Source organism: Acinetobacter shaoyimingii (assembly GCF_011578045.1).
In the GTDB taxonomy this organism is placed as follows: Bacteria; Pseudomonadota; Gammaproteobacteria; order Pseudomonadales; family Moraxellaceae; genus Acinetobacter; species Acinetobacter shaoyimingii.
Map to the genome: position 1 here is coordinate 1,454,352 of NZ_CP049801.1, position 26,573 is coordinate 1,480,924.

Consider the following 26,573-nt stretch of genomic DNA (forward strand, 5'->3'; position numbering starts at 1 on the left):
TTGTAATAATTTATCAATAGATTAACTAATATTGAATTAAAATATTAAAGAAACTTAATAAATATTGAAATTATTGTAAATAAAATAACATAATTAATTGTATAAAATTCAATACAATGAAAATTTAATCAGCATAAAACAGATATTTAAACTGGTCAGAATGGAGTGAAATTTCTTTAAAATAAAATGAATAATACAATTATTTTTATCAAGTTTTGTATTGCTTATACGTTTTAATTAAAAACTTAACTATAGGGATTTAAAATAGTGATGTTATAAAATATTGATATGGGCGTTGTTGATCAATGATTTAATTTTATTTTTTGCACATCATTAATCAGAATATTTATCAAAGCTGTTTTTATATACTGTCATTAAATCTAAAAAAAGCTGAATCATTGCATGAATTTTTAGGTAGAGACATGAATTTAATCGTTGTAAATTCATGTCGTGTTTTACAATATTTAGAGGCATCTACGCAGCAAGCAGTTTTTTAGCGGCTAAACGATGTTCAAATTGCAATTTATCCAAATCAATCGTTTGTAAATCACCATCTTTCACAATCCATTGACCTTGAATCATCACGTGTTCAGCACGATCTGCACCGCAAAGAAGTAATGCAGATATTGGATCATGACTTCCTGAGAATTTTATATCGTCGAGTTTATAAAAAGCAAAATCAGCCTGATAGTCTGGTGCAATTTGACCTAAATGTTGTGCACGTCCTAACAGTTGAGCAGAACCTACAGTTGCCCAATTGAGTGCAAGCTCTGGTGTAATGCGTTCTGCACCATATTTTAAGCGTTGTAAATACATCGCTTGACGTGCTTCAAGTATTAGATTTGAGGCATCACCAGAAGCTGAACCATCAACACCTAAACCAACAATTGCACCATTTTCCATCAGATCAAGTGTCGGGCAGATTCCAGATGCTAAGCGCATATTTGAATGTGGGCAGTGGCATATGCCTACTTTTGCCTGACCTAAACGTTGAATTTCCTCAGCATTAAAATGAATACCGTGCGCCAGCCATGTTCTTGAATTCAGCCATCCGACACTTTCTAAATAATCAACAGTACGCATGCCAAATTTTTCCACACAAAAATTTTCTTCATCAATGGTTTCAGCTAAATGCGTATGCAAGCGCACATCGAGATGTTCAGCCAATTGAGCACTTTGTTGCATAATCTCTTGTGAAACTGAAAATGGTGAACATGGAGCAAGTGCAATATTGACCATGGCATCACTGGAACGTTCATGGTATTTATTCACTAATCGTTCTGAGTCTTTCAAAATAATGTCCATATCCTGAATGGTATGTTCGGGTGGTAATCCGCCAGACTTTTCACCTAAACTCATTGAGCCACGAGTCAGCATGACGCGCATACCTAGACTTTTCGCCGCATCGACTTGAATATCAATGGCATCAGTCAATTGAGCTGGAAATAAATAATGATGGTCTGCTGCAAAAGTACAGCCTGATAAAACCAATTCTGAGAGCGCGATTTGTGTCGCCAAATGTAATTGTTCGGGGCTGAGTTTTGCCCAAACAGGATAGAGTGTTTTAAGCCAAGGAAATAACGGCACATTGACGACTGGTGCCCAAGCACGGGTTAATGTTTGATAAAAATGATGATGGCTATTGATCAGCCCAGGGGTAATCACGAGATTACTTGCATCAAAAAAATGATCGATTTGACTGTTTGGACGTTGATTGTTGGGAACAAGTTCAATAATTTTCCCATTGGATATGACAATGCCTCCACGGGCATCTAAATCATTTCCAGTATAAATTGCCATTGGATTTTTAATCCAAAAATTTGCCATGTGTTCGATCCTAAAATAACGCATTGTGGATGGTGTTAAGCAACATCTGTACCAAGGGTGATGTCAAATGAGTACAATGCTTTCAAGCTCCAGTTTTTAATCTGTTCATGCATTTTCTTGTTCAGCCAAACTCACTTCACAATTTTGAAACTTAGTTGAGTTCAATTCATCCAACTTCAGTTTGATGATTTCCATCTCTTCCAGTAAATGTTTAATCATCAGTTGAGAAACACGTGAAATTTGACGCTTTGGTGCAATACACAAAGCCATAGTTAATGGATACAAACCTTTGTCTTGAATGGGTTTAAAGACCAATTCATTACGATTCAGCATTGGTAATGCATCGAAATAACTGAGTAAACTAATTCCTGAATTTTGTTTAAGTAATGAAGTTATCATTCTAATGTCATTACATTCAGTCTTTTTATTTGGTGTGAATTTATGGTGTTTATATAAAGCATTCACATAGTCATGTATGACCAAAGGATGTGCTGGGATAATATGGTACTCATTGACCAGATCTGAAAAGTAGATTTTATCTGCATTGGCTAAAGGATGTTGACACGGTAGAACAAAACCAATTGGAATCTCAATAAAGCCAACGACTTCTAAATGATTATGGGCTTTGGGATTTAAAATAATGCCAAAATCGAGTTCAGCGTTATTAATTTTTGCAGCAACTTTTTCACTTTCCGCGATCTCAATATTTAAGTTGATCCATGGGTATTGAGCATTGATGTATTGGATTGTATTCAGCACAAAACCTTCAGATAAGGCAGAAATTAATCCAAATTGTATGCTGCCTCGTGTTAGCCCTTGAATTTCATCAAAACGAACTTTGGTTTGCTGAAACTCCTTTTGCCATTTGAGTAAGTCTGCATAAAGCAGTTCACCGGCTAATGTCAGTTTTAATCCGTTCGGTAGACGTTCAAAAAGGACAACACCCAAATCTTCTTCCGCTAAAGCGATTTGACGATGTACCGCAGATACAGAGATGAATAATTGTTCAGAAGCTTTTCTTAAACTTCCTGTTTTAGCCACAGCAATAAAATAATCAGAAAACCGTGAAAATGGAATATTCATATTCGTTTCGATAACCAAAAGAATGTATATGCAATCTCTAGCCAATTTCATGCCATTAAAGAGATGTCATTTGGAGATGGAAATTATTTTAAGTGTGTTCTAAAAAACTGAATGATTAATTCAAAACATTCTAATAGACAGAAACCATTGAAATGCTTAGTTTTGAGTTAAAAGAGCATCAAGAATATGAGTTTTAAAGAATCATATTTCTGCTGTGTGGAAAAATTGTAATTAAATATATAGAAGTTTTTGGTGAGCGAATATGAATGCTATTCCAGTGATCAACTTATTTACGCAACCGAGTTGCAGTGATTTTGAACCAACAGATTGGAATATTTTGGCGCAACATTGGTATCCTGTTGCACGCATTCAAGATGTGTCGACTACACCACAACAGGTCATGTTGCTTGATGTGAAAATGGCATTGTATAAAACGGAGAGTGGTGCAATTCATTTGGTTCGTGATATTTGCCCGCATCGTGGCGTGCCACTCACTAAAGGATGGGTCAAGGGTGAAGAAATCATCTGTGCTTATCATGGCTTACATTATAACGAGCATGGCAAATGTACCAAAATTCCAGCACAACCAGAACTGACCAATATTTCAGACCGTTTTAATCTTACTAAATTTCCAGTGGTGCTTAAGTATGGATTGGTGTGGACCAGTTTATTTAGCCGTGATGAATCGAAAGCGAATTTTCCTGATTTAGATACATGGGATGTTGAAGGGCATCAATCTATCTTGCCAGCATTTGTTGATATTGCTGGATCAAGTGGTCGTCAGTTGGAGGGTTTTATTGATGTAGCGCATTTTGCGTGGGTGCATCATGAGTCTTTTGCTGATCGCGACAATCCAATTGTGCAAAAATATTCAACTGTTCGTACGGATTATGGTTTGCACACCGAATATTTAAGCAATGTCAGTAATTATCCACATGGATTGCAACATCTTGCACCTGAAGACTTTGTTTGGAAACGGGTTTTTGATGTTTATCCACCATTTTCTGCAATCTTGACCGTGCATTTTCCAGAAGATGGCGTATTGAAGATTTTAAATGCCTGTTGCCCAGTATCACATAACAAAACACGCTTATTTGTACCCTTAACACGTAACTTCGATACCACCGGTGATTTGCAAGCTGTATATGATTTTAATGCGCAAATTTTTGCTGAAGATCAAGACATGGTTGAAAGTCAAAAACCAGAAGAACTTCCACTTGATATTACCATGGAAGCACATTTTGAGGCGGATCGATCATCAACAACGTATCGTCGTATTTTAGCGGAATGGGGTTTAAGCAAACGATATGTTGTGTAATACACAATGATCATGATGTGTTAAATATTCTATCTTTATTCTGGTCTTTTTATATTTTATGAAAATGTTTTATAACCAGATCTGCGTTTAGATAAAATATAAATATTTAAATTTATTATCCAGTTTTAGACTTAAAATAAGTACGTGCCTTTTTTATTTTAAGTCTTTTTTAATTTATTTTATCTTGTATATGATGCATATCTTGAACGTTCTAAAAGTAACAATATAAAGATGGAATCATAATAGTTTGAAATGTGAGAAAGAATGACGATACCCACACATCAACAATGCCTAGAATTTTTAAGACTCTCAAACGATGTTGGTCGACGTGCCATGCACATGGGGCACCATCCCTTTGGTGCCGTTCTGGTTGCTCCAGATCAAAAAACTGTACTCTTGACGCAGTGTAATATTGATACAGTCAATCATGCTGAATCGACCCTTGCACGTATAGCAGCGAGTAATTATCCAGCTGAATATTTATGGCAGTGTACACTTTATACAGCTGTCGAGCCTTGTTGTATGTGCTCTGGCACCATTTACTGGGCAAATATAGGGCGTGTGGTTTATGGCATGACGGAAGCAAATTTATTGCAATGTACGGGTAATCATAGTGAAAACCCTACCATGAGTGTTTCAGCACAATACGTATTTGAACATGGTCAAAAAAATATCGAGCTGATCGGACCTATAGTCGAAATTGAACAAGAAACCATTCAGTTGCAAAAAGAATTTTGGTCGACAAGATAACCACCTATATATAATGAATGAACCCTCAATATGAGGGTTTTTTTATTCAAAAAAAATATTGGAATGTTTATTGCAATTGTATATGTGTATACCTGTTATTTATTTTAAATTTAAAATTCATATATCGATGGATATTATTATTTTAAATCTACCTGTCTTTATTAAAAACATGATGGTGAATATATTATGCAAAAAAAAATCAACAAAATGATGCAAACATTATTCGCAGTGGGCATTATTGGGGCATCTACACTGGGTTATAGTCAGGACAAAGCTGCATTTGTTTATTTGGGGCCGACCAGTGATCATGGTTGGACCTATTCTCATGAACAAGGTCGTTTAAAAGCACAAAAAGTTTTGGGAAATAAAATTAAAACTTCGTATATCGAAAATGTCCCTGAAACTGCCGATGCTGAACGTGTGATTCGTAATTTAGCCCAACAAGGCAACCAAGTGATTTTTGGTACTTCTTTTGGTTATATGAATGCCATGGATAAAGTGGCGAAGCAGTTTCCAAAAACCATTTTCATGCATGCAACAGGCTATAAGCAAGGCAAAAATCTTGGGGTTTATGAGATTAAAACCTTTGAAGGGGCTTATATGATTGGAGTTTTGGCAGGCTTAAAAACCAAGACCAATACCATTGGTGTGGTGGCGTCTTTTCCAATTCCTGAAGTGGTGCGAAACATTAATGCCTACACCTTAGGGGCACAGAGTGTGAACCCTAAAATTGAGACCAAAGTCATTTGGGCAAATACGTGGTTTAACCCAGGCAAAGAACGAGATGCGGCACTCGCGCTTATTTCTCAAGGTGCTGATGTGCTCATGCAAAACACAGACTCACCAGCGGTAGTACAAGCTGCTCAACAAAAAGGTGTTTATGCATTTGGTTGGAATTCAGATATGACCAAATTTGGTAAAAATGCACACTTGGCAGCAGCAGTTTTACATTGGGAAAAATTTTATGAGCCTGTGATGAGTCAAGTCGTGAATAAAACGTGGAAAACCCAAGCGCTTAAATTTGGTGTCAAAGAAGGTGCTGTCAATATTGAAAATTTTGGACCAGCAGTTTCAACAGAACAAAAAACAAAAGCACTTTCAGTGCGTGATGCTTTGCATAAGGGCACTGTTCATCCATTTGCAGGACCGATTTATAAACAAGATGGTTCATTGCTGATTGAGAAATCAAAAGTACTGAGTGATGCTCAATTAAGTTCAATGAATTACTACGTTAAAGGTGTTAAAGGCGTTTTCCCACAATAATATTTTAAGCGTTTATCGGTGAATCTTATTGCAAGAGATCTTGGACATTCATGGCAATGCTTTTAGCAATAAGATTCACGCAATTTAAGGTGAAAGATGAGTATACCTATTATTGATTTAGCCCATTTAAATAGCTCAAATCCTGCAGATGTGCGACATATTGTGAATTTGATTCGTGAAGCTGCAATGAGTTCAGGTTTTTTCTATATTAAAAATCATGGTGTGGATCCAGCCATTGTAGAAAGGCAATTTGCTTTGGCAAAAAAACTCTTTGATTTACCAGATCATGTCAAGCAAAAATATGACCAATCACATAATTTCAGTCATCGTGGTTTTGAACAAATTGCCGCACAAAAATCAGATATTTATGCCAAAGCTGATTTAAAAGAAGGCTTTTATTGCGGCAAAAATTATGCTGAAGACGACCCGTTTGTATTGGCCCGTTATCAAAACTATGGAATAAATCAATGGCCCAATGAAGAAGTGCCTGAAACCGAAAGTTACTGCCAAGAATATATCGCGTTGATGAATGGATTGTGTGAGCAAATCATGCAGTTATTGGCGTTGTCATTAGATTTACCACAAGATTATTTTGATGAAAGCTGTATCAATCCAATGGTTACTTTAAGACTTTTAAAATATCCACCGCACCCCAAAGATGCAGATGAAAATACTTTTGGTGCAGGTGCTCATACAGATTGGGGGTCGGTGACCATCTTAGCTCAAGATAATTTAGGTGGCTTAGAGGTTTGTCTGCCTGATGGTACTTGGATTGAAGCCAAACCGATTGAAAATACTTTTGTTGTGAATCTGGGAGACCTGATTCCAAGATGGACCAATGGTCTATATAACTCTAATCCGCATCGAGTTCGAAATAAATATTCAGAAGGGCAACCACGGTTTTCCATTCCTTATTTTTATGGGCCGAGTTATTTGACAGTCATTGAGCCTTTACCTGGAACATTAAAACAGGGTGAACAAGCTCAATATAGTGTGTGTACCGCAGGTGAGCATATGGAAGAAATGTACAGAAGGACATTCGATGTGAAAACGGAGGATTTGCCCGTTTTAACTTTGGCTTAAATACCGAAACTTAGGTGAAATATTGATCACACCGATCCTTGGGTTTTCAATCCAAGGATTTTTATTTAGAAACTGCTGACATTGCAGTCATAGGTTTTGATATAGGCTAAAAAATACGAATGAGGCATAAATACATGAAAATGGCTACGCTCTTGTCGAATTTCTAAATCACCGTATAAAAAACATATAAAAGTGCGAGATATTTTTTAATGAATTAGAAAAGCACGTACTAATAATCAGAATACGAAAAAAATAATGTTCTATTTTTTAAAATGTTGGAACGGTATTTGCTAATTACTCCTTATCGAAATTCTATTAGCGTATTTCATCAGGAGAATAACATGCAGCACGATTTATCAAAAAAAACCAAAATGAAAACATTGGTTACTTTACTTTTATCTGCATCAGCGGTGGCATTTGGGGGAATGTCACAGGTTCATGCTGCAGATAAAGCAGCATTTGTCTATATCGGTCCGACAAGTGATCATGGTTGGACTTATTCACATGACCAAGGTCGAATTAAAACTGAAAAAGCATTAGCAGGTAAATTTAAGACATCATACATTGAAAATGTACCTGAAACAGCCGATGCAGAACGTGTCGTGCGTAACTTGGCTCAACAGGGCAATAAAGTTATTTTTGCAACTTCTTTTGGTTATATGAATGCAATGGAGAAGGTGTCCAAACAATTTCCAAATACGGTATTCATGCATGCAACAGGGTATAAGCAAGCTAAGAATTTAGGCGTGTATGACCTGCGTACCTATGAAGGTGCATATATGCTTGGTGTTGTAGCAGGTCAGAAAACCAAATCAAATACCTTAGGTGTAGTTGCATCATTCCCAATTCCAGAAGTTGTTCGTAATATCAATGCCTATACTTTAGGCGCTCAAAGTGTCAATCCAAAAATTAAAACAAAAGTCGTCTGGGTGAATTCTTGGTTTAACCCAGGCAAAGAGCGTGATGCTGCATTGGCCTTAATTTCTCAAGGTGCCGATGTACTGATGCAAAATACGGATTCTCCAGCGGTGGTTCAAGCAGCTGAACAAAAAGGTGCATTTGCCTTTGGTTGGGATTCAGATATGTCTAAGTTTGGTCCTAAAGCACATTTAGCTGCTTCAGTGTTGCATTGGGAAAAAGTCTACACACCAACACTACAACAAGTCGCTGCTAAAACTTGGAAGCCAAGTGCAATTTGGTATGGCGTAAAACAAGATGCAGTCAAAATCGAAAGCTTTGGTCCATCCGTAACAGCACCCATGAAAGCAAAAGCACTCGCAGTTCAAGCAGGGATTCAAAGAGGAACGTTACATCCATTTAAAGGTCCAATTTCTAAACAAGATGGCAGTGTTGTTGTCGCTGCTGGAAAAGTGCTGTCCGATGCTGAATTGAGCAAAATGAATTACTACGTGAAAGGCGTCGAAGGTGTCATTCCAAAATAATTAAAAAGTAAATGTCACGATTAAGTCTCTTGGCTTAATCGTGTGAATTTAGTGCAATAAATAAAGTTGAGCCAAAATTATGAATGATGTCTCACCCGCTTTGGCAGAACAGGTTTTAACAGATCATGATGCCAATCATATTCAAAAACATCAGATTGAACGTTTAGAACTGATCAATATCTGCAAAAGTTATAATTCACTTAAAGCCAATGATGGGATCCATTTAAAAGTTCAATCAGGTCAAATTCATGCAATTTTGGGTGAAAATGGTGCAGGTAAAAGTACCCTGATGAAAATCATTTATGGGGCAACCAAAGCCGATGCAGGTCAAATTCTATGGAATGGCAAAGAAGTCAAAATTGACAATCCATCGATGGCTCGCAAATTGGGCATTGGAATGGTTTATCAGCATTTTTCATTGTTTGAAACTTTGACTGTCGCAGAAAATATATTGCTCGGATTAGATGAGAAAGTTGATCTAAAACAATTAAATGAAAAAATCATTCAAGTCTCAGAAGAATATGGTTTACCTATTGACCCAAGACGAGAAGTGTATTCGCTGTCTGTCGGTGAACGTCAACGCGTTGAAATCATCCGTTGCTTATTGCAGAAGCCTAGCCTAATTATTTTAGATGAACCCACTTCGGTATTGACCCCACAAGCGGTTAAGCAATTGTTTAAAACTTTACGTCTATTGGCTTCACAAGGGGTTTCGATTTTATATATCAGTCATAAATTGCATGAAATCAAAGAACTCTGTGATGAGGCTACCATTCTACGCAATGGTAAAGTGACAGGAAATGTTAAACCAAGTGAAAACAGCACCAGTGATTTAGCCCGCTTAATGATTGGACGCGATTTGCCTACCTATAACCATGCCGACTTTACAGGTCAAAAAGAATCAGTATTTAGCCTAAGCGAAGTCAGTTTTAATTCTGATGATCCATTTGGTGTTTCGCTAGAAAATATTCATTTAAGTTTAAAGACGGGCGAAATCATGGGTATTGCTGGAATTTCCGGCAATGGACAAGCAGAACTTCTATCATTGCTTTCAGGTGAGGTCGAAACGACGCAAGGTGAGATTTATTTCGAAGGTCAAAACATTTCTAAGCTTGATCCTGCAGAGCGACGTAATCTCGGTTTTGGTTTTGTCCCAGAAGAACGTTTAGGACGTGGTGCAGTGCCAAATATGACCTTATCTCAAAATGCTTTGCTCACTGCATTTCGACAAGGATTAACTCGTCTAGGTTTAATCAACTTCAATAAAACCCAAGCCTTTGCAGAACAATGTATTGAAAAATTTGGTGTTAAAGCTGCGGGTCCTCAGGCGGAAGCACGCTCATTATCTGGTGGTAATTTACAGAAATTTATTGTTGGTCGTGAAATATTACAAAATCCCAAAGTTTTGGTGATTGCACAGCCGACTTGGGGCGTCGATGTCGGTGCTTCAATGTTTATACGCCAAACGTTGATTGATTTGTCACGACAAGGGGTTGCAATACTGGTGATTTCTGAAGAGCTAGAAGAACTGTTTGAAATTTCAGATCGCATTTGTGTGTTGTCGAGTGGAAAATTATCTGCGCCAATGAATAGTCAAGAGACCAATGCAGAGCAAATCGGTTTGTTAATGTCAGGTTTGTCTTCACCTTCAAACATCAATAAAACATTCGATACACAGCAAGTATCAGTATAAAGAGAACAGGTGAAACTATGCATTTATTAGAACCTAGAGAACATCCTTCACAACTGATGAAATGGCTGTCACCCGTTATAGCTTTAGTTGCAATGCTGATTGTGGGAAGTATTTTATTTTTTATGTTGGGGGTGAGTCCTACTCAAGCCCTATATGTATTTTTTATTGAGCCCTTAACCACAAGCTATGGTTTGAGTGAACTGGCCATTAAAGCCAGTCCCTTGATTTTAATTGCCTTGGGTTTGGCAGTCGGTTTTCGCGCTAAATTATTCAATATTGGTGCAGAAGGCCAGCTGACCATGGGGGCAATTTTTGGTGGTGGTATTGCGGTCTTATTTTATCAAGACATGGGGTGGTGGATCTTACCCTTAATGATCGTGATGGGGGCTATAGGGGGGATGTTTTGGGGGCTTATTCCTGCCGTATTGAAAACCCATTTTAATGCTGAAGAAACGTTAACCACGCTCATGATGAATTATGTCGCGATGTTTATTTTATTGTATTTGGTGAATGGGCCTTGGCGTGATCCAGACGGTATGAACTTCCCTCAATCAGTGATGTTCAACGAAAGTGCTTTATTACCCATCATTTTAGAAAGCACTCGAGTGAATGCCTCTATTTTTATTACGTTGATTGCAGTCATTTTATTTTGGTTTTTTATACGAAAAAGCTTAACCGCATACAAATTAGAAGTCAGTGGGCAAGCGCCTTTGGCGGCAAAATATGCAGGATTTTCTTCTAAAAAAGCCGTCTGGTTGAGCTTAGGAATTTCAGGGCTTATGGCGGGTATTGCAGGCATTTGTGAAGTAGCTGGACCTATTGGTCAATTGAACCCAAATATTTCACCAGGTTATGGTTATGCAGCGATTATTGTGGCTTATCTTGGACGACTTAACCCCATTGGTATCGTGCTCTCGGGCATGTTGATGGCGCTGATGTATTTGGGCGGTGAAATGGCGCAAATGCAATTACAACTCCCAGTTGCTATTACGGGCATTTTCCAAGGGCTTCTTTTGTTCTTCTTGTTGGCATCTGATGCCTTGATTGAAAAACGTTACCGCTTTGCCAAAAAGAAAGCCAAAAAAATCGATCACAATGCGGCACAAAGTGTTGCCTAGCTTAACTTCAGCAGATCAAAGATAAGGATTAAATTATGAGTATAGAATTAACCGCCATTCTTGCTGGAACTGTAGCCGCTGCAACGCCATTAATTTTTGCAGGTTTAGGAGAACTGGTTGCTGAACGTACAGGCGTCATCAACCTCGGTGTTGAAGGCATGATGTTGGTCGGTGCAATTGCTGGTTTTGCTTTTGCTGCCCAATATGAAGCCAGTGTTGCAAGTGCATTATTGGTTGGTGCATTGGCAGGCATGCTCATGGCGCTGATCTTTGCCTTCTTTACTTTGTCTTTAAGCACCAATCAATCCGCTTGTGGTTTGGCATTAACCATTTTTGGAATTGGGATTTCCGCTTTTATTGGTCAAAACTACGTCAGTATGGCATTGCCGGGTTTACAGTCGTTAAACATCCCAGTTTTGGCTGATATCCCAATCATTGGTCCAATCTTATTTCAACAAAACTTTGTGGTGTATTTATCCATCTTTGCTTTTGTGATGATTTGGTACGTACTGAGTAAAACACGTTTGGGACTGTTGCTCAAAGCAGTAGGCGAGTCACCAGAAAGTGCGCATGCAATGGGCTATAACGTGCTTGCGATTCGTTACGCAGCTGTATTATTTGGTGGTGCGATGGCAGGTGTGGGTGGTGCATTTTTATCGACGGTATATACGCCCATGTGGATTGAAAACATGGTAGCAGGTCGCGGCTGGATTGCGATTGCGCTGGTAGTTTTCGCAGTATGGAAACCAACACGCTTAATGTTAGGTGCATACCTATTCGGTGGCGTGACCATCTTGCAGTTTCATGCGCAAGCGATTGGACTCAATGTACCGAATGAGTTTTTATCGGCATTACCATATGTGGCAACCATTGTGGTGTTGGTCATCATTTCACGTGATAAAAAATTGCTCAAACTGAACTTACCTGCATCTTTGGGCAAAACATTTACCCCTTAAACATCAAATTGATTTAGACGTTTCATCTCCTTCTCAAACTGAGTTATGGAACGTCCTTTTACATCACTTTTTTGATTGAAAAATGACTTTAAAAAAGGGTTTGAGAACAGGTTTTTGAAAACTGAATGTTCAGAACTAAATTTTCAGAGCTGTATGTTGAGAATAATATGAAATTAATTTGTGCAGATTATGTCCTGACCATGAATGCGACACGTGACTGTATTCAACATGGCGCTGTGTTAGTGGACGGTTCGAAAATGATTGCGGTAGGAAAGCAAGAAGCACTTAAATCTCTTTATCCCAATATCGAGATTCATCACTATGATCATGGTCTGTTGATGCCAGGTTTGATTAATACCCATTGTCATTCAGGTTTACTTCGCGGTACGGCTGAAGGTTTACCTGTTTGGGATTGGTTACAGCAATTTATCGATCCGATGCATCGTGTGTTGTTACCTCATGATGCCAAAGTTGCTTCTTATTTATGTTATGCAGAAGCGTTGCTTTCAGGCACAACAACCCTAGTGGATATGTGGCGTTTTATGGATGGTAGTGCTCAAGCAGCCAAAGATTTAGGTCTTCGTGCAGTACTGGTGCCTTATGTCGCAGAGCATCCCGATCATGATTATTTTGAAACATTAAAGAGTAATGAGGCATTGATTCAACAGTGGCATCAACAAGCAGAAGGCCGTATTCATGTTTGGGTGGGTTTAGAGCATTTATTTTATGCAGAGCATCAAGCCTTAAAACGGATTCAAGATTTGTGTCAGCATTATCAAACAGGTTTTCATACGCACAGTAATGAAAGCCAATTTGATGTGCAAGAGAACTTAAAACGTTATGGTCAAAGACCCATTCAAACCTTAGAACAATTGGGTTTATTGGATGCACCTCAAACTTTATTAGCGCATTGCGTATGGACGGATTTGACCGAAATTCAAATTTTAAAACAATACAATGTTGGGGTTGCACACAATCCAATTTCTAATATGAAGCTCGCATCTGGAGCAGCCCCGATTACCACCATGTTAGAACAGGGCGTTGCTGTGGGTTTAGGTACAGACGGTGAAAAAGAAAATAATAATTTAGATATGTTTGAAGAAATGAAAACAGCATCTTTATTGGCAAAATTTTCAAATCTAGATGCTGCTGCGCTTGATGCTTGGTCAGTATGTGAAATGGCAACGATTCTAGGGGCCAAAGCACTGGGAATGCAAGACCAAATTGGTTCTATTGAAGTTGGAAAATGTGCAGATTTAATTGTGGTCAATACTGCAACACCTCGAATGACACCCATGATTGATAATGGCAAACTGTTTAACTTACACAGCAATTTAGTTCATGCAGTTCAAGGCCAAGATGTGATGATGACTATGGTCAATGGCAACATCGTCGCTGAATATGGAGCCTTAAAAAATGCCGATTTAAAACAACTTATAGATGAGGTAAATCTGGTAACACCATCTTTATTTGAACGACGTGAAGCATGGCTATCTACACAAAAGAAAGTTGTAAACGAATTAAATCGTGCCTATGAATAGACGATTGTTTTATGCAGCTAAAATACTGTGGATAGTCATTTTAAAATAGCTTATTTATTTTACTAAAAAATCAAAATCTTGGTTCATTGAAGTGAATTTGCATCAATAGTAAAAAATCTATTTATGAAATATTCATAATGATCTCTGATTTTATTATTTTTAAATATAAGCTGAGCTTTGTACCCTAGACCATTATTCATTTTGAAGATGGTCTTACATGAGTTCTAAAAATAAGAAACCAATTTTTATTGTGATTGCGGTAATCGCTGTGATTGCCATTTTTATATTTTTCCAAAAAAATAAATCGTCAGAAAGCAATACTCAAAGTAAAGCCTCAAATTCAAATCAAAAAGCCGTGGTGATTGGATATCAAACTGGGGTTGATCCATCTAAAGTGGCACAAGCTGAAGGGTCATATGAAAAAGATAGTCAACAATCTATCGAATGGAAAAAATTCGATGCCGGTTCTGACGTTGTCAACGCCTTAGCTTCAGGCGATGTTGATATTGGCAATATTGGTACAAGTCCACTTGCAGCTGCAACCAGTCGTGATTTACCGATTGAAGTTTTTTTTATTGCATCAAAATTAGGCAGTTCTGAAGCCTTGGTGGTTAGCAATAAATCGGGTATTCAAAAACCTGAAGATTTAGTTGGCAAAACGATTGCTGTTCCTTTCGTATCTACCACACATTACAGTTTATTGTCTGCATTAAAACATTGGAAGATCGCTGAGGATCAAGTCAAAATTATTAATTTACGTCCGCCAGAAATTTCAGCAGCTTGGGAACGTGGTGACATTGATGCCACGTATGTATGGGAACCTGTTTTAGGCAAAGCAAAAGCGACAGGTAAAGTCCTGGTGGATTCAACCCAAGTCGGCGAATGGGGTTCTCCAACATACGATGTATGGGTAGTACGCAAAGATTTTGCCAAGAAAAATCCTGAATTTTTAAAATCATTTGTGAATACGTCAATTAAACAGATTGATGCATATAACAAAGATCCTAAAGCATTTGAAAACAATGCAGAAAATATTGCAAAAATTGCCCAACTTACAGGTTCAGATGCCAAAGATATTCCACTGCTTTTAGCTGGAAACGTCTATCTCGACCGTCAGCAACAATTCGAAATTTTCTCTAAAGCGTTTGCCAAAAATATTTTTGATACAGCAAGCTTCTTGAAAGAACAAGGCAAGGTTGACAAAGTGAAAGATGACTATCAAGACAACGTCAGTACCTTATTCGTACAACCTTAAGGAGCGATGACAGATGAGCACATTAAGCGCAGAAAATTTAAACCTAACCTTTGCAAATCAAGACATACCTGTATTGCAAAACTTAAATTTGAATATTGAAGAGTCAACGCTCACTGTCATTTTAGGTGAGTCTGGATGTGGTAAAACCACGTTGTTAAATATTTTGGCAGGCTTTCAAAAACCAAGTTCAGGTTTAGTGAAAATTGATGATGAAATCTTAACTGAACCTGATGCACGTCGTGCCGTTGTTTTTCAGGATCATGCATTATTGCCATGGTTAAATGTCGCAGAAAATGTCGGATTTGCACTTAAATTGAAAGGCTTAAAAGCAAATTTGATTGAACAAAAAGTTGCTGAAATATTAGAGACAGTCGGTTTATCACATGTTGCCGAATCCAATATTTGGGAATTATCAGGCGGTATGAAGCAACGTGTTGGTATTGCACGTGCTTTAGTGAGTCATGCACCCTTTATTTTTCTAGATGAACCCTTTGCTGCATTAGATGCGTTCACACGTGAAAGCATGCAAGAGTTTGTCTTGAATTTATGGATCAAGGAGCAGAAAGGCTTTTTCTTAATCACACACGATATTGAAGAAGCGTTATTGCTTAGCAATCAATTGGTGCTAATGACAGCGCGACCTGGGAAAATTGTGGAAACGCTAAACCTCGATTTTGCTGAGCGTTATCGTCAAGGGGAAGCGATTCGCTCAATCAAATCTGATCCAAAATTCATTCAATTACGTGAAGATTTATTTGAACGTTTACGTGACCAAAAAGTTCAACGTGTGGAGGAACTTGCATGAGTATCTCCAGCAATGAGCACATCACTGAACCAGTACAAGAACAGTTGATTATATCGGAAAAGAAACCCAGAGCAGAAAAAGAAAGTCATATGGTCGATAAAACACAATCAACATTTGCTCAAGTGTTTCACCATTATAAAAGTCTTTTATTGAGCATGACTAGCGTACTTGTAGTGCTGTTGGTGTGGTACATCATCACCGCATTAGAACTAATACCTGCATTGTTTTTACCTACGCCTCAAGCGGTATGGCAAAAATTCTTAGAAGTGAGCAATCAAGGATTTATGAAAGCAACCTTGTGGCAACATTTGGCTGAAAGTATTAGCCGTGTGTTTTTAGCTTTGATTGCAGCTATCGTGATTGGGGTGCCTCTAGGCTTATGGATGGGACTCAATAAATGGGTTCGAGCTGTGTTTGATCCATTGGTTGAGTTGCTCCGTCCAGTGCCTCCATTGGCTTATTTACCACTTTTGGTCATTTGGTTCGGGATTGGTGAAACCACAAAAGTGTTACTGATTTTTTTCTCGATTTTAACCCCCATTATTATTAGTTCGACACATGGTGTACTGAGTCATCAATTGAACCGTGAACGTGCGGCCTTGTCTTTAGGCGCGACACGTTCACAGGTGATTCGCCATGTGATTTTACCAACAGCATTACCGCATATTTTAACTGGGATTCGAATCGGACTGGGTGTCGGTTGGTCAACCTTAGTTGCTGCTGAATTGGTGGCAGCTGACCGTGGTATTGGCTTTATGGTGCAGTCAGCAGCGCAATTTTTAATCACTGATACTGTGATTTTAGGGATTATTGTCATTGCTGTAGTGGCAGTGAGTTTTGAGTTTTTCCTGCGCTGGATTCAGCAACAATTGTCGCCTTGGTACGGGCAACAAATGTAATAATCAATTCTAAGATGGCTCGAATATGATCAGTTTGAATTGAACAAACAGAAATAAATGTAATTTTAACACCTTATATATATCGAGATACGAGAGACGTTATGGCACTCAGCATTGCAAAGATCAAACCAAGCATTGGTGCGATTATTGAAAATGTAGATTTAAATCAACTCAACGAGACTGAATTACAAGATATTCAACAGGCATTGTTGGATCACCAAGTGATTTTTTTTCGAGGGCAAAAACTCACGTCTCAATCTCAAGTGGCTTTAGCAAAAAGCTTTGGTAGCCTACATATTCATCCCATTTACCCATCAATTGAAGATGCACCTGAAGTGATTGTGCTCGATAGCCATCGTACCGATTTACGCGACAATGAATTGTGGCATACCGATGTCACGTTTAGCCAAACACCGCCTTTAGGATGCGTACTACAAGCCATTAAAATTCCAGAACATGGAGGTGACACACTATGGTCAAGTGGTACAGCTGCATTTGATCATTTAGATATGGATTTGCAAAATAAACTGAGAGGCTTGACTGCAACCCATGATATTCGCAAATCATTTCCTGAAGAACGCTTTGCAACTAACGATGTCGAACGAGAAAAGTTAAATCAGACCTTTAAGAAAAATCCGCCTGTGGTGCATCCTGTAGTACGCACACATCCAGATACAGGTCGTCCAATTTTATTTGTCAACGAAGGTTTTACCACGCATATTAATGAATTGGGTGATAAAGAAAGTGCTGAATTGTTGGACTTCTTATTTGCACATGCCGTCAAAGAAGAATTTCATTTAAGATGGCAATGGCAAGAAGGCGATGTCGCAATTTGGGATAACCGGTGCACACAACATAAAGCGCTATTTGATTATGGTGATGCACATCGCATTATGCATCGTGCGACGATTAACGGTTCAGTTCCGTATTATCATCAACAAGCGTCTTAAAAAACAATAATAAAAAAACTCAATCGCGGATTGAAATGCAGTTAAAAATAGAAGGACTAGAGCTCTAAGTTTGGTGCGATAACTTAACTGATTGTTCTCGTTCGCTTATTTTTCAAGGCAATTTCTTTTTCGCGATTCGGGTTAATTAAAATATCAAAATAAGCCAATAAATTAGACAATTAAATTATTGGCTTAAACAGGGTTGGTATAATTAAAAATATAAATATTATATGTAAGTCATTTTTTATAATATTGAATTTAATCATATTTCTTATATATAAATAATAGTGATTTATTCAATAAATTGAATTATATTTTTTAATAAAATTTCTTTATTCTATTTTGATCATATATTAGTGAAATTTTATTCATTTAAAGAATATAAATAAGCGTTATTATAAATAAAAGATATCTAGTGATTTGATTTTATGTTTAATAATATCAATTTGAAGGAATAAAAATGAATAGTTTCACTCATCCCCAAACGCATTCAGAACTTAACGATCAACAGGTTGAGGATATTTTAGAAAAAGCGAAGCAACTCGGCAGTGATCACGAGTTAGCGTTTACAGGTACGGTTTCTCCACATGATGCTTGGTCGTTATTTCAGGCTGGAAAAGTTGTGATTGTGGATGTTAGAACCAATGAGGAGCGTAAATTTGTAGGTTATGTTCCTGATTCAATCCATGTTGCGTGGGCGACAGGAACATCATTTAACCGTAATCCACGTTTTGTAAAGGAATTAGAAAACAAAGTAGGTAAAGACAAAATTATCTTACTGTTATGCCGAAGTGGTAAACGGTCAGCGGCCGCAGCAAACCTTGCTTATAATGCTGGTTTTGAAAATATTTATAATATTGATCAAGGTTTTGAAGGTGATTTAGATAAAAATAATCATCGTGGTTCTTTTAATGGTTGGCGTTATCATAAACTTCCTTGGATACAAGATTAAAATACATGATAATGAATAAGTAAATCTATTTAATTCACAATATTGAGCATGTTTATAATATAAAAAACTTAAGATTTGAGGATTAAATAGATTAATCGAACAAAATTTAAGGTATATTCTTTATCTGTAAATATTATAACTATTTTATTTATTATTATAGCGGAGGTTTATTTACAACCCGTAATGATTCAAAAAAATAAATGCTAAGTAGTAAATAAATATCATTATTTTTATTTTAACCAAGGAATTATAATGACCAAACATAAAGAAGTCACGCGCCAAGCACTCAGTGATCAAGCCGCGCGTCAACTGGCCAATGCCACCAAAACCGTCCCACAACTTTCCACCATTACACCACGTTGGCTTACTCATTTACTCCAATGGACGCCTGTAGAAGCAGGTATTTATCGTGTTAACCGTGTCAGCAATACAGATGAAATTCAGGTCACTTGTACACAACGTGATGAAGCATCATTAACACCGACCTTCGTTGATTATGAAGTCAATCCGCGTGAATACTTTTTAAATGGTGTGTCAACAGTTCTCGATATTCATACGCGTGTTTCAGATTTGTATAGTAGCCCGCATGATCAAATCAAAGAGCAACTTCGTTTAACCATTGAAACCATTAAAGAACGTCAAGAAAGTGAGCTGATCAATAACCCTGAATATGGTTTATTGGCAAGTGTTGCGGATGATCAACGTATTTCAACTTTAACAGGTGCGCCAACACCAGATGATTTAGATGATTTATTGCGTAAAGTATGGAAAGAACCTGGTTTCTTCTTGGCACATCCTGATGCCATTGCTGCTTTTGGTCGTGAATGTACTCGTCGTGGTGTACCACCTCCAACGGTGAGCTTATTTGGTTCGCAATTTATTACATGGCGCGGTATTCCACTGATTCCATCCAATAAAATTCCAGTTGAAGATGGCAAAACCAAAATCATTTTGTTACGTGTGGGTGAAAAGCGTCAAGGTGTGGTCGGATTATTCCAACCGGGTCTTGCAGGTGAACAAGCGCCAGGACTTTCAGTCCGCTTTATGGGAATCAATCATAATGCCATTGCATCTTATTTAATTTCTTTATATTGCTCGTTAGCAGTATTGACTGAAGATGCGCTAGCTGTGCTTGAAGATGTGGAGGTTGAAAAGTACCATGACTATCCAACAACCTATAAATAATCAAGCCATTCATCTGACGGATGATGTTGTCGTACCTACAAATCAATCCGTTTTTGATGAATCGATATTGAATCAATTGGCAGCAGAATTTTTCTCTGCTCAGACGGTTCAGAGTCCACAAGGTTTTAATTTTGATTTGCCCAATCAAGCACCATCGATTACGCATCATCCACAGCCTAAAGATCCATTTTTAGCTTTGGCAGGACGTATTCCAGCGGTTGCAAAGCAAAGTCAAATTAATCCGAGTGTCAATCAACAGTATGTTGATCCGACAGCAGATCATCCTGAGCGTAGAATCATTTCCTCAGCACCGATAGTCGGTGGGGCAAAAACACCTGATCCTTTAGGGGCGATACAAGATCTAAACTTATCATTGCTTGGACAACCAGAGGCAATACCCAATCAAGTGCCTCGTCCAGATCCATCGTCATTTTATTTTTTAGATTTTCAAGCACCGAATCCAACGGCACCTGTTGCCAATGTAGATTTGAATGAAAACCTGCGTAATCCATATGCATATGATGATTTTCATGTGGTCGATGATCATCAGCTGAAGTCTGTTTTAAAAGATCGCAATGACAAACCTGCAACGCCAGAGTCAGGCTTTTATTTTTTAAATCAGCCTGAGGTTAACAGTGGTTATACTTCGGTCAAAGATGATGCGCAGATTCCATTAACACAGCAAGCTTATCAACCACTCGATATCTTGCGTATTCGTCAAGATTTTCCGATCTTGCAAGAGCGTGTGAATGGCAAACCTTTGGTCTGGTTTGATAATGCAGCGACAACGCATAAACCATTGGCAGTGATTGAACGTATTTGTCAGTTCTATAAACACGAGAATTCCAATATACATCGTGCAGCGCACGAGTTGGCAGCTCGAGCTAGTGATGCTTATGAGCATGCTCGGGATGTAGTTGCACGTTTTATTGGTGCAAAATCTTCCAATAACATTGTGTTTGTACGTGGCACGACTGAAGGCATTAACCTGATTGCAAAATCTTGGGGGAAGCAAAATATTCAAGCAGGCGATGAAATCATTGTTTCGCATCTTGAACATCATGCCAATATTGTCCCTTGGTATCAACTTACCCAAGAAACAGGTGCCAAGCTTCGTGTCATTCCTGTAGATGATACAGGTCAAATTCGCTTAGATGAATTTGCAAAACTGTTAAACCCAAGAACCAAATTGGTTTCCGTTACGCAAGTGTCTAATGCCTTAGGGACGGTGACACCTACTGCTGAAATTATTGCTTTGGCACATGCTGCGGGTGTGCGGGTATTAATAGATGGTGCACAGTCGGTTTCGCATATGCCGACCAATGTCACCGCTTTAGATGCAGATTTCTTTGTGTTCTCCGGGCATAAAGTATTTGGCCCTACTGGCATTGGCGCAGTTTATGCCAAATCTGAGTTACTGGATTCTATGCCTGTTTGGGAGGGTGGTGGCAACATGATTCAAGATGTGACCTTTGAACATGTGATTTATCAACCTGCACCGAACAAGTTTGAAGCAGGAACGGGCAATATTGCAGATGCGGTTGGCTTAGGTGCTGCTCTTGAATATGTCGAAAGTCTTGGCATTCATAATATTGCACGTTATGAACATGATTTACTGCATTATGGTCAAAATGCTTTGGCCAGTGTTTCAGGTCTTCGTCCAATTGGTACAGCCCAAGACAAAGCTAGCGTTATGTCATTTGTTCTAGAAGGTTATGAAACAGAGCAAGTCGGTAAAATTTTAAATCAACACGGTATAGCAGTTCGTACAGGACATCACTGTGCACAGCCGATTTTACGCCGTTTTGGCGTAGAAAAAACCGTGCGTCCATCACTCGCGTTTTATAATACCACTGAAGAAATTGATTTATTGGTGTCGGTCTTACATCAGCTACGTCGTGCTAAACCGTATCGATCTTAATTTTATCCAATCAATAGCTAATAAAAAACCTGATCATTGATCAGGTTTTTTATGTTCGATGTATTCAATTGAAAGATCTTTGTATCTTCAATTTATACTGTTTCAGAAATTGAAGTGGGTTTCACTTGAGTTTCAGGCTTCTTATAACGATATTGTGCAGCACGGTGATTGTCTGGAAGGCGAGCTCCTTGCCCAAATAATTTTTCACGTAGTGTGCCTTCGGTATATTCTTTTGGATAAACACCACGACGTTGAAGTTCTGGAACAACGTATTCCACGATGTCCTCAAAGCTCTGATGCGCCAAAATATACGCTAGGTTAAATCCATCGATGCCGGTGACTTCAATCCATTCTTGTAAACGGTCGGCGACTGTAGTTGGAGATCCAACGATTACAGGGCCATTACCACCAACACTGGTCCAACGTGCAATTTCTTCAATGGTCCAGATTTTGTCAGGATCTGCTTCGACATAAGACTGAAGCATCGATTGAATGGCATTGGTTTGAATATATTCGACTTGATCCGTCGCTTTAAACTGAGAAAAATCGACACCTGACCAGCCTGATGCAAGGGTTAAACCGCCATCATAACTTCCGTATTGTTGATATTCTTGGAACTTTGCTTGTGCTTTTTCATCGGTTTCGTCCACCACAATTGCAAGCATGGTGTAGATGAGTACTGAATTTGGGTCTTTACCTTCAGCCACTAAATTATGGCGTATACCTTGTGCAAGTTTTTTTACTGCCACTTGAGTGGGTGCAGAAATGAATACACATTCGGCATTTTGACTGGCAAATTTTTGCCCGCGAGAGGATGCGCCCGCTTGATAAAGCACAGGTGTACGCTGTGGTGAAGGTTCACAAATATGAATGCCTGGGACAGTAAAATATTGTCCATCGTGGTTGATTGGATGGACTTTTTTATGATCCGCAAAAATGCCTTTCTCTTTATCACGAAGAACCGCATCATCTTCCCATGAACCTTCCCAAAGCTTATAGAGAACTTCAAGATATTCATCAGCGATATCGTAGCGATTGTCATGACTGACTTGAGTTTTTAAGCCTAAATTTTTTGAACCACTTTCAAGGTAAGACGTGACGATATTCCAACCTGCGCGACCCTTGGTTAAATGATCAAGCGTCGACATACGGCGTGCAAATGGATATGGATGCTCAAAAGAAATGGAGGTTGTTACGCCAAAGCCTAAATGCTTTGTAACAGCCGCCATCGCTGGAACGATCTGTAATGGATCATTGACAGGCACTTGAACAGCCCCTGTTAACGCATGTTCAGCCGATTGATGGTAAACATCATAAATACCTAAAACATCTGCAATAAACACGCCGTCGAAGATGCCACGTTCTAGAATTTTGGCTAAATCAGTCCAATATTCTAAATCTTTATATTCTGTTGAACGATCGAGAGGATGACGCCATAAACCTGGAGATTGATGTGCTATACAGTTCATTTCGAAGGCATTAAATCGGATGTGCTTAGTCATAAAGTTCTACATAATGTATTAAAAGCATTAACACATCATAAGAAACATTAGAGTTGATATTTAATAAGAAAATAAACATTACTTATCACATTAATTTTTTATGAATGATTGTGATATCAATATATTGAAATAAGGTAGATCAAGATTAACGTTAAAGGCTTTTGATTTTATATTTGAAGCGATTAAAATAGGCATATATGCTAAAAAATGATAATGATTTTATTTTTAAATATACATGATAAATTAATAATTTAAGATTAAATAAAATAAAAACATGGGTTTATTTTTAATATTTTGGTCTTTATTCTTTTTTGATTTAAGTTTTATTGTCTGAAATTGTCAAAATTAAATCATGATAGATGGTTTATAACGATACTTTTTATATTCTATTAAAAAGTGATTTGAATCGCATTTTAATTTATAAATCTAGAATAAAAATGATGCTAAGTTAATTTGAATCACAGTAATACTGAGTAATTTAGCATGACTTCAAAACTTGAAATTAAATTGAAAGATGCACAGAACATACCCCGAGATTTTTATCAGCATGACAATATTGCACATTTGATTCGTTCAGACGAAGAAGCGATTCAAGTTGCACAAGAATTGGCGACATATTTTTCTAAAGATGCTGCAAAACGTGATCATGAGCGCCGATTACCCTTAGAAGAAATACAAAAATATTCAGCATCTGGTCTATGGGGAATCACCATTCCTAAAAAATTTGGTGGTGCAGGGGTGAGTTATAAAACTTTGGGAGAAGTGGTCAAAACCATTTCTAGCGCAGATTCATCACTGGGTCAAATTGCACAAAACCATTGGGCATTTTTAGAACATATTCGTCTAGATGCAGAACAGGAACAACAAGAGTTTTTCTTTGATCAGGTGCTCAAAGGTAAACGTTTTGGCAATGCATTCTCTGAAAAAGGCTCTAAGACGGTTGCAGACTTAACCACACAAATTGAGTTTCAAGACGATCATGCGGTCATCAATGGTCAGAAATTTTTTGCTACAGGGGCACTGCTAGCACATTGGATACCTGTCGTTGCGGTCAGTGATGAGGGTAAACCATATGCTGCTTTAGTTCCACAACATACACCTGGTCTTTTGATTATCAATGATTGGAGTGGTTTTGGGCAAAGAACTACGGTCAGTGGGTCTGTGCTTTTGGACAATGTCAAAGTCGATCTAAAATATATTGTGCCTATTCATCAAGCGTTTGAACGTCCAACGGCTGCAGGTGCAATTTCGCAGTTTATCCAGTCTGCAGTCGATGCAGGTATTGCACGTGGCGCTGTTGCAGAAACCATTCATTATGTGCGTCATCACACTCGTCCTTGGATTGACTCTGGTTTAGAAAAAGCCACTCAAGACCCGTATACCATTGCCAATATTGGTGAAATCAAAATCAAATTGCGTGCAGCAGAAGCGGTATTGGATTTAGCCGCAGAAGCGATTGATCAAGCGATTTTATTCCCTACCGAAGAAAATGTTGCTGAAGCAACACTCATCACTGCTGAATCGAAAGTGCTCACCACAGAAGTGGCTTTATTGGCCGCCAATAAACTCTTTGAATTGTCAGGCACGCGCTCAACTTTATCGGAACTCAATCTTGACCGTCATTGGCGAAATGCACGTACGCATACCTTACATGATCCTGTACGTTGGAAGCTTAATCTGGTTGGAAATTACTATTTAAATGATATTCCATTACCACGTCATGCGTGGAGCTAAGGAGAATAAAATGTCTATACAACAATCTCATCAGAATCTATCTTTGGGTAATAACTATGAAAAAGTCGTTGCCAAATATAGACCAATATTTCAACGCATTGCAGAAGGTGTGGTTCGACGTGAAAAAAACAGAACATTACCTTATGAGCCGATTCAATGGCTGAAAGAAACGGGTTTTGGTGCGGTACGTGTACCGAGCGCCTTCGGTGGGGATGGTCTATCACAAAAACAACTTTTTCAACTGCTGATTGAATTGGCAAAAGCGGACTCAAATGTTGTTCAGGCATTGCGTGGTCATTTTGCATTTGTTGAAGATCGTCTGAATGCCCATAAGAACGCCTCACAGGAAGTTTGGTTTGAACGCTTTTTAAATGGTGAGATCGTTGGAAATGCTTGGACTGAAATTGGTAAAGTCGAAATTGGTGATGTGATCACACGTGTAACTGAACGCCAAAATGGTCAGCTCATTGTCAACGGTAAAAAATATTATTCGACAGGAACAATTTTCGCAGAATGGATCGATCTTTTTGCTTATGATGAAACCACCGATCAGCATGTGATTGCAGCAGTATCGACCAAAGATACGGGTGTACATATAGATGATGACTGGGATGGTTTTGGACAAAAAACCACAGGAAGTGGCACATTAACCCTGAAAAACGTTACAACGACGCGTGATCATATTTTACCCTTTGATGAGCGCTTCAAATACCAGACAGCATTTTATCAAGTTGTACATTTAGCAACGCTGGCAGGGATTGCACATGCTGCTGTAGCTACATTTACTCAAGAAGTTCGTAACAGAACACGAATCTATAGTCATGGTAATGCTGACTTGGTCCGTGAAGATCCGCAAATTCTACAGGTGATTGGGCAGGCATCAGCGCAGGCCTATGCAGCTGAAGCAATTGCTCTACGTGCAGCAGAAGCGCTCGATGATGCGTATTTAAGCCATTTTCAAAATGATGAACAAGCAGAGTTGCAAGCCAATGATCATGCTGAACTGGAATCCTCACAAGGTCAGGTGGTAATTTCACAATTGGTGCTGAGTTTAACCAGCGATTTGTTCAATGCGTTGGGTGCATCGGCAAGTTCGACAGAGAAACAACTCGATCGATTCTGGCGTAATGCGCGTGTGGTGTCTTCACATAATCCGCTCATTTATAAACAAAAAGTGATTGGTGATTGGGTGGTGAATCAAGCGGCACTGCCTTATGTATGGCAAATTGGCAATAGTCCATTGGCAAAAGATAAAGAAATTGCGGCTTAACCTAAGCAAATCGTGAATTTAAAAAA

The 26,573-nt window shown here is 38.4% G+C and carries 21 protein-coding genes; 18 read left to right on the plus strand and 3 right to left on the minus strand.

Translation table 11 applies throughout. From position 1 onward, the window contains the following. Nucleotides 1-474: 474 nt before the first annotated feature. The gene (locus G8E00_RS06505) at nt 475-1,827 is read right to left on the minus strand and encodes an 8-oxoguanine deaminase (RefSeq protein WP_166222846.1); all 1,353 of its coding nucleotides are present in this window, start codon (nt 1,825-1,827) and stop codon (nt 475-477) included. A 105-nt stretch (nt 1,828-1,932) separates the two neighbouring features. Beyond that, nucleotides 1,933-2,910: a LysR family transcriptional regulator gene (locus G8E00_RS06510; RefSeq protein WP_166222849.1), complete on the minus strand. Its 978-nt coding sequence runs from the start codon at nt 2,908-2,910 to the stop codon at nt 1,933-1,935. A gap of 262 nt (nt 2,911-3,172) precedes the next feature. Between G8E00_RS06510 and G8E00_RS06515 the strand changes: the two genes are divergently transcribed. The 16 genes from G8E00_RS06515 to G8E00_RS06590 all read left to right on the plus strand — a co-directional run bounded on the left by G8E00_RS06515 (nt 3,173) and on the right by G8E00_RS06590 (nt 22,041). After that, nucleotides 3,173-4,228 (plus strand): Rieske 2Fe-2S domain-containing protein, encoded by a 1,056-nt coding sequence (locus tag G8E00_RS06515; protein ID WP_166222852.1) that lies wholly within the window; start codon nt 3,173-3,175, stop codon nt 4,226-4,228. A gap of 264 nt (nt 4,229-4,492) precedes the next feature. Further along, nucleotides 4,493-4,978: a nucleoside deaminase gene (locus G8E00_RS06520; protein ID WP_166011886.1), complete on the plus strand. Its 486-nt coding sequence runs from the start codon at nt 4,493-4,495 to the stop codon at nt 4,976-4,978. 210 nt (nt 4,979-5,188) lie between these two features. After that, nucleotides 5,189-6,241 (plus strand): BMP family ABC transporter substrate-binding protein, encoded by a 1,053-nt coding sequence (locus G8E00_RS06525; RefSeq protein WP_406741464.1) that lies wholly within the window; start codon nt 5,189-5,191, stop codon nt 6,239-6,241. A gap of 96 nt (nt 6,242-6,337) precedes the next feature. Further along, on the plus strand, nt 6,338-7,324 hold the full coding sequence (locus G8E00_RS06530; RefSeq protein WP_166011888.1) for an isopenicillin N synthase family dioxygenase: 987 nt from the start codon (nt 6,338-6,340) through the stop codon (nt 7,322-7,324). 341 nt (nt 7,325-7,665) lie between these two features. Beyond that, nucleotides 7,666-8,766 (plus strand): BMP family ABC transporter substrate-binding protein, encoded by a 1,101-nt coding sequence (locus tag G8E00_RS06535; protein ID WP_166222858.1) that lies wholly within the window; start codon nt 7,666-7,668, stop codon nt 8,764-8,766. A 79-nt stretch (nt 8,767-8,845) separates the two neighbouring features. After that, nucleotides 8,846-10,459, plus strand: a complete 1,614-nt coding sequence (locus G8E00_RS06540) for an ABC transporter ATP-binding protein (RefSeq protein WP_166222861.1) — start codon at nt 8,846-8,848, stop codon at nt 10,457-10,459. Nucleotides 10,460-10,476: 17 nt separating this feature from the next. Further along, the gene (locus G8E00_RS06545; RefSeq protein WP_166222864.1) at nt 10,477-11,577 is read left to right on the plus strand and encodes an ABC transporter permease; all 1,101 of its coding nucleotides are present in this window, start codon (nt 10,477-10,479) and stop codon (nt 11,575-11,577) included. Between the two features lie 35 nt (nt 11,578-11,612). Continuing rightward, nucleotides 11,613-12,533, plus strand: coding sequence for an ABC transporter permease (locus tag G8E00_RS06550; RefSeq protein WP_166222867.1), 921 nt, complete (start codon nt 11,613-11,615; stop codon nt 12,531-12,533). 167 nt (nt 12,534-12,700) lie between these two features. Continuing rightward, nucleotides 12,701-14,074: an amidohydrolase family protein gene (locus tag G8E00_RS06555; RefSeq protein ID WP_166222870.1), complete on the plus strand. Its 1,374-nt coding sequence runs from the start codon at nt 12,701-12,703 to the stop codon at nt 14,072-14,074. A gap of 217 nt (nt 14,075-14,291) precedes the next feature. Beyond that, the gene (gene tauA, locus G8E00_RS06560) at nt 14,292-15,329 is read left to right on the plus strand and encodes a taurine ABC transporter substrate-binding protein (RefSeq protein ID WP_166222874.1); all 1,038 of its coding nucleotides are present in this window, start codon (nt 14,292-14,294) and stop codon (nt 15,327-15,329) included. A 13-nt stretch (nt 15,330-15,342) separates the two neighbouring features. Beyond that, complete coding sequence (locus tag G8E00_RS06565) at nt 15,343-16,134, plus strand: taurine ABC transporter ATP-binding protein (protein WP_166222877.1); 792 nt, start codon at nt 15,343-15,345, stop codon at nt 16,132-16,134. An 89-nt stretch (nt 16,135-16,223) separates the two neighbouring features. Continuing rightward, nucleotides 16,224-17,033 carry a taurine ABC transporter permease TauC gene (gene tauC, locus G8E00_RS06570; RefSeq protein ID WP_166226459.1) on the plus strand — a complete coding sequence of 270 codons (810 nt, stop codon included), beginning with the start codon at nt 16,224-16,226 and terminating at the stop codon, nt 17,031-17,033. Nucleotides 17,034-17,134: 101 nt separating this feature from the next. Beyond that, nucleotides 17,135-17,983 carry a taurine dioxygenase gene (gene tauD / locus G8E00_RS06575; RefSeq protein ID WP_166222880.1) on the plus strand — a complete coding sequence of 283 codons (849 nt, stop codon included), beginning with the start codon at nt 17,135-17,137 and terminating at the stop codon, nt 17,981-17,983. A gap of 460 nt (nt 17,984-18,443) precedes the next feature. Further along, on the plus strand, nt 18,444-18,935 hold the full coding sequence (locus G8E00_RS06580; protein ID WP_166222883.1) for a rhodanese-like domain-containing protein: 492 nt from the start codon (nt 18,444-18,446) through the stop codon (nt 18,933-18,935). Between the two features lie 252 nt (nt 18,936-19,187). Then, on the plus strand, nt 19,188-20,120 hold the full coding sequence (locus G8E00_RS06585; RefSeq protein WP_166011897.1) for a family 2A encapsulin nanocompartment shell protein: 933 nt from the start codon (nt 19,188-19,190) through the stop codon (nt 20,118-20,120). After that, a complete protein-coding gene (locus G8E00_RS06590) occupies nt 20,095-22,041 on the plus strand; it encodes a family 2A encapsulin nanocompartment cargo protein cysteine desulfurase (protein ID WP_166222886.1) in 1,947 nt (648 codons plus the stop codon). The genes G8E00_RS06585 and G8E00_RS06590 overlap by 26 nt, the downstream gene beginning before the upstream one ends. Before the next feature lie 92 nt (nt 22,042-22,133). Here the strand turns inward: G8E00_RS06590 and G8E00_RS06595 are convergent, their stop codons facing one another. Then, entirely contained in the window at nt 22,134-23,543 is a 1,410-nt protein-coding gene (locus tag G8E00_RS06595) for an LLM class flavin-dependent oxidoreductase (RefSeq protein WP_166222889.1), read from the minus strand. Nucleotides 23,544-24,026: 483 nt separating this feature from the next. On the opposite strand from G8E00_RS06595, the gene G8E00_RS06600 reads away from it, so the two are divergent. Together G8E00_RS06600 and G8E00_RS06605 are read left to right on the plus strand one after the other, a co-directional pair. Then, complete coding sequence (locus G8E00_RS06600; RefSeq protein WP_166222892.1) at nt 24,027-25,277, plus strand: SfnB family sulfur acquisition oxidoreductase; 1,251 nt, start codon at nt 24,027-24,029, stop codon at nt 25,275-25,277. Between the two features lie 10 nt (nt 25,278-25,287). After that, nucleotides 25,288-26,547, plus strand: a complete 1,260-nt coding sequence (locus G8E00_RS06605) for an acyl-CoA dehydrogenase family protein (RefSeq protein ID WP_166222896.1) — start codon at nt 25,288-25,290, stop codon at nt 26,545-26,547. Nucleotides 26,548-26,573 lie beyond the last annotated feature (26 nt).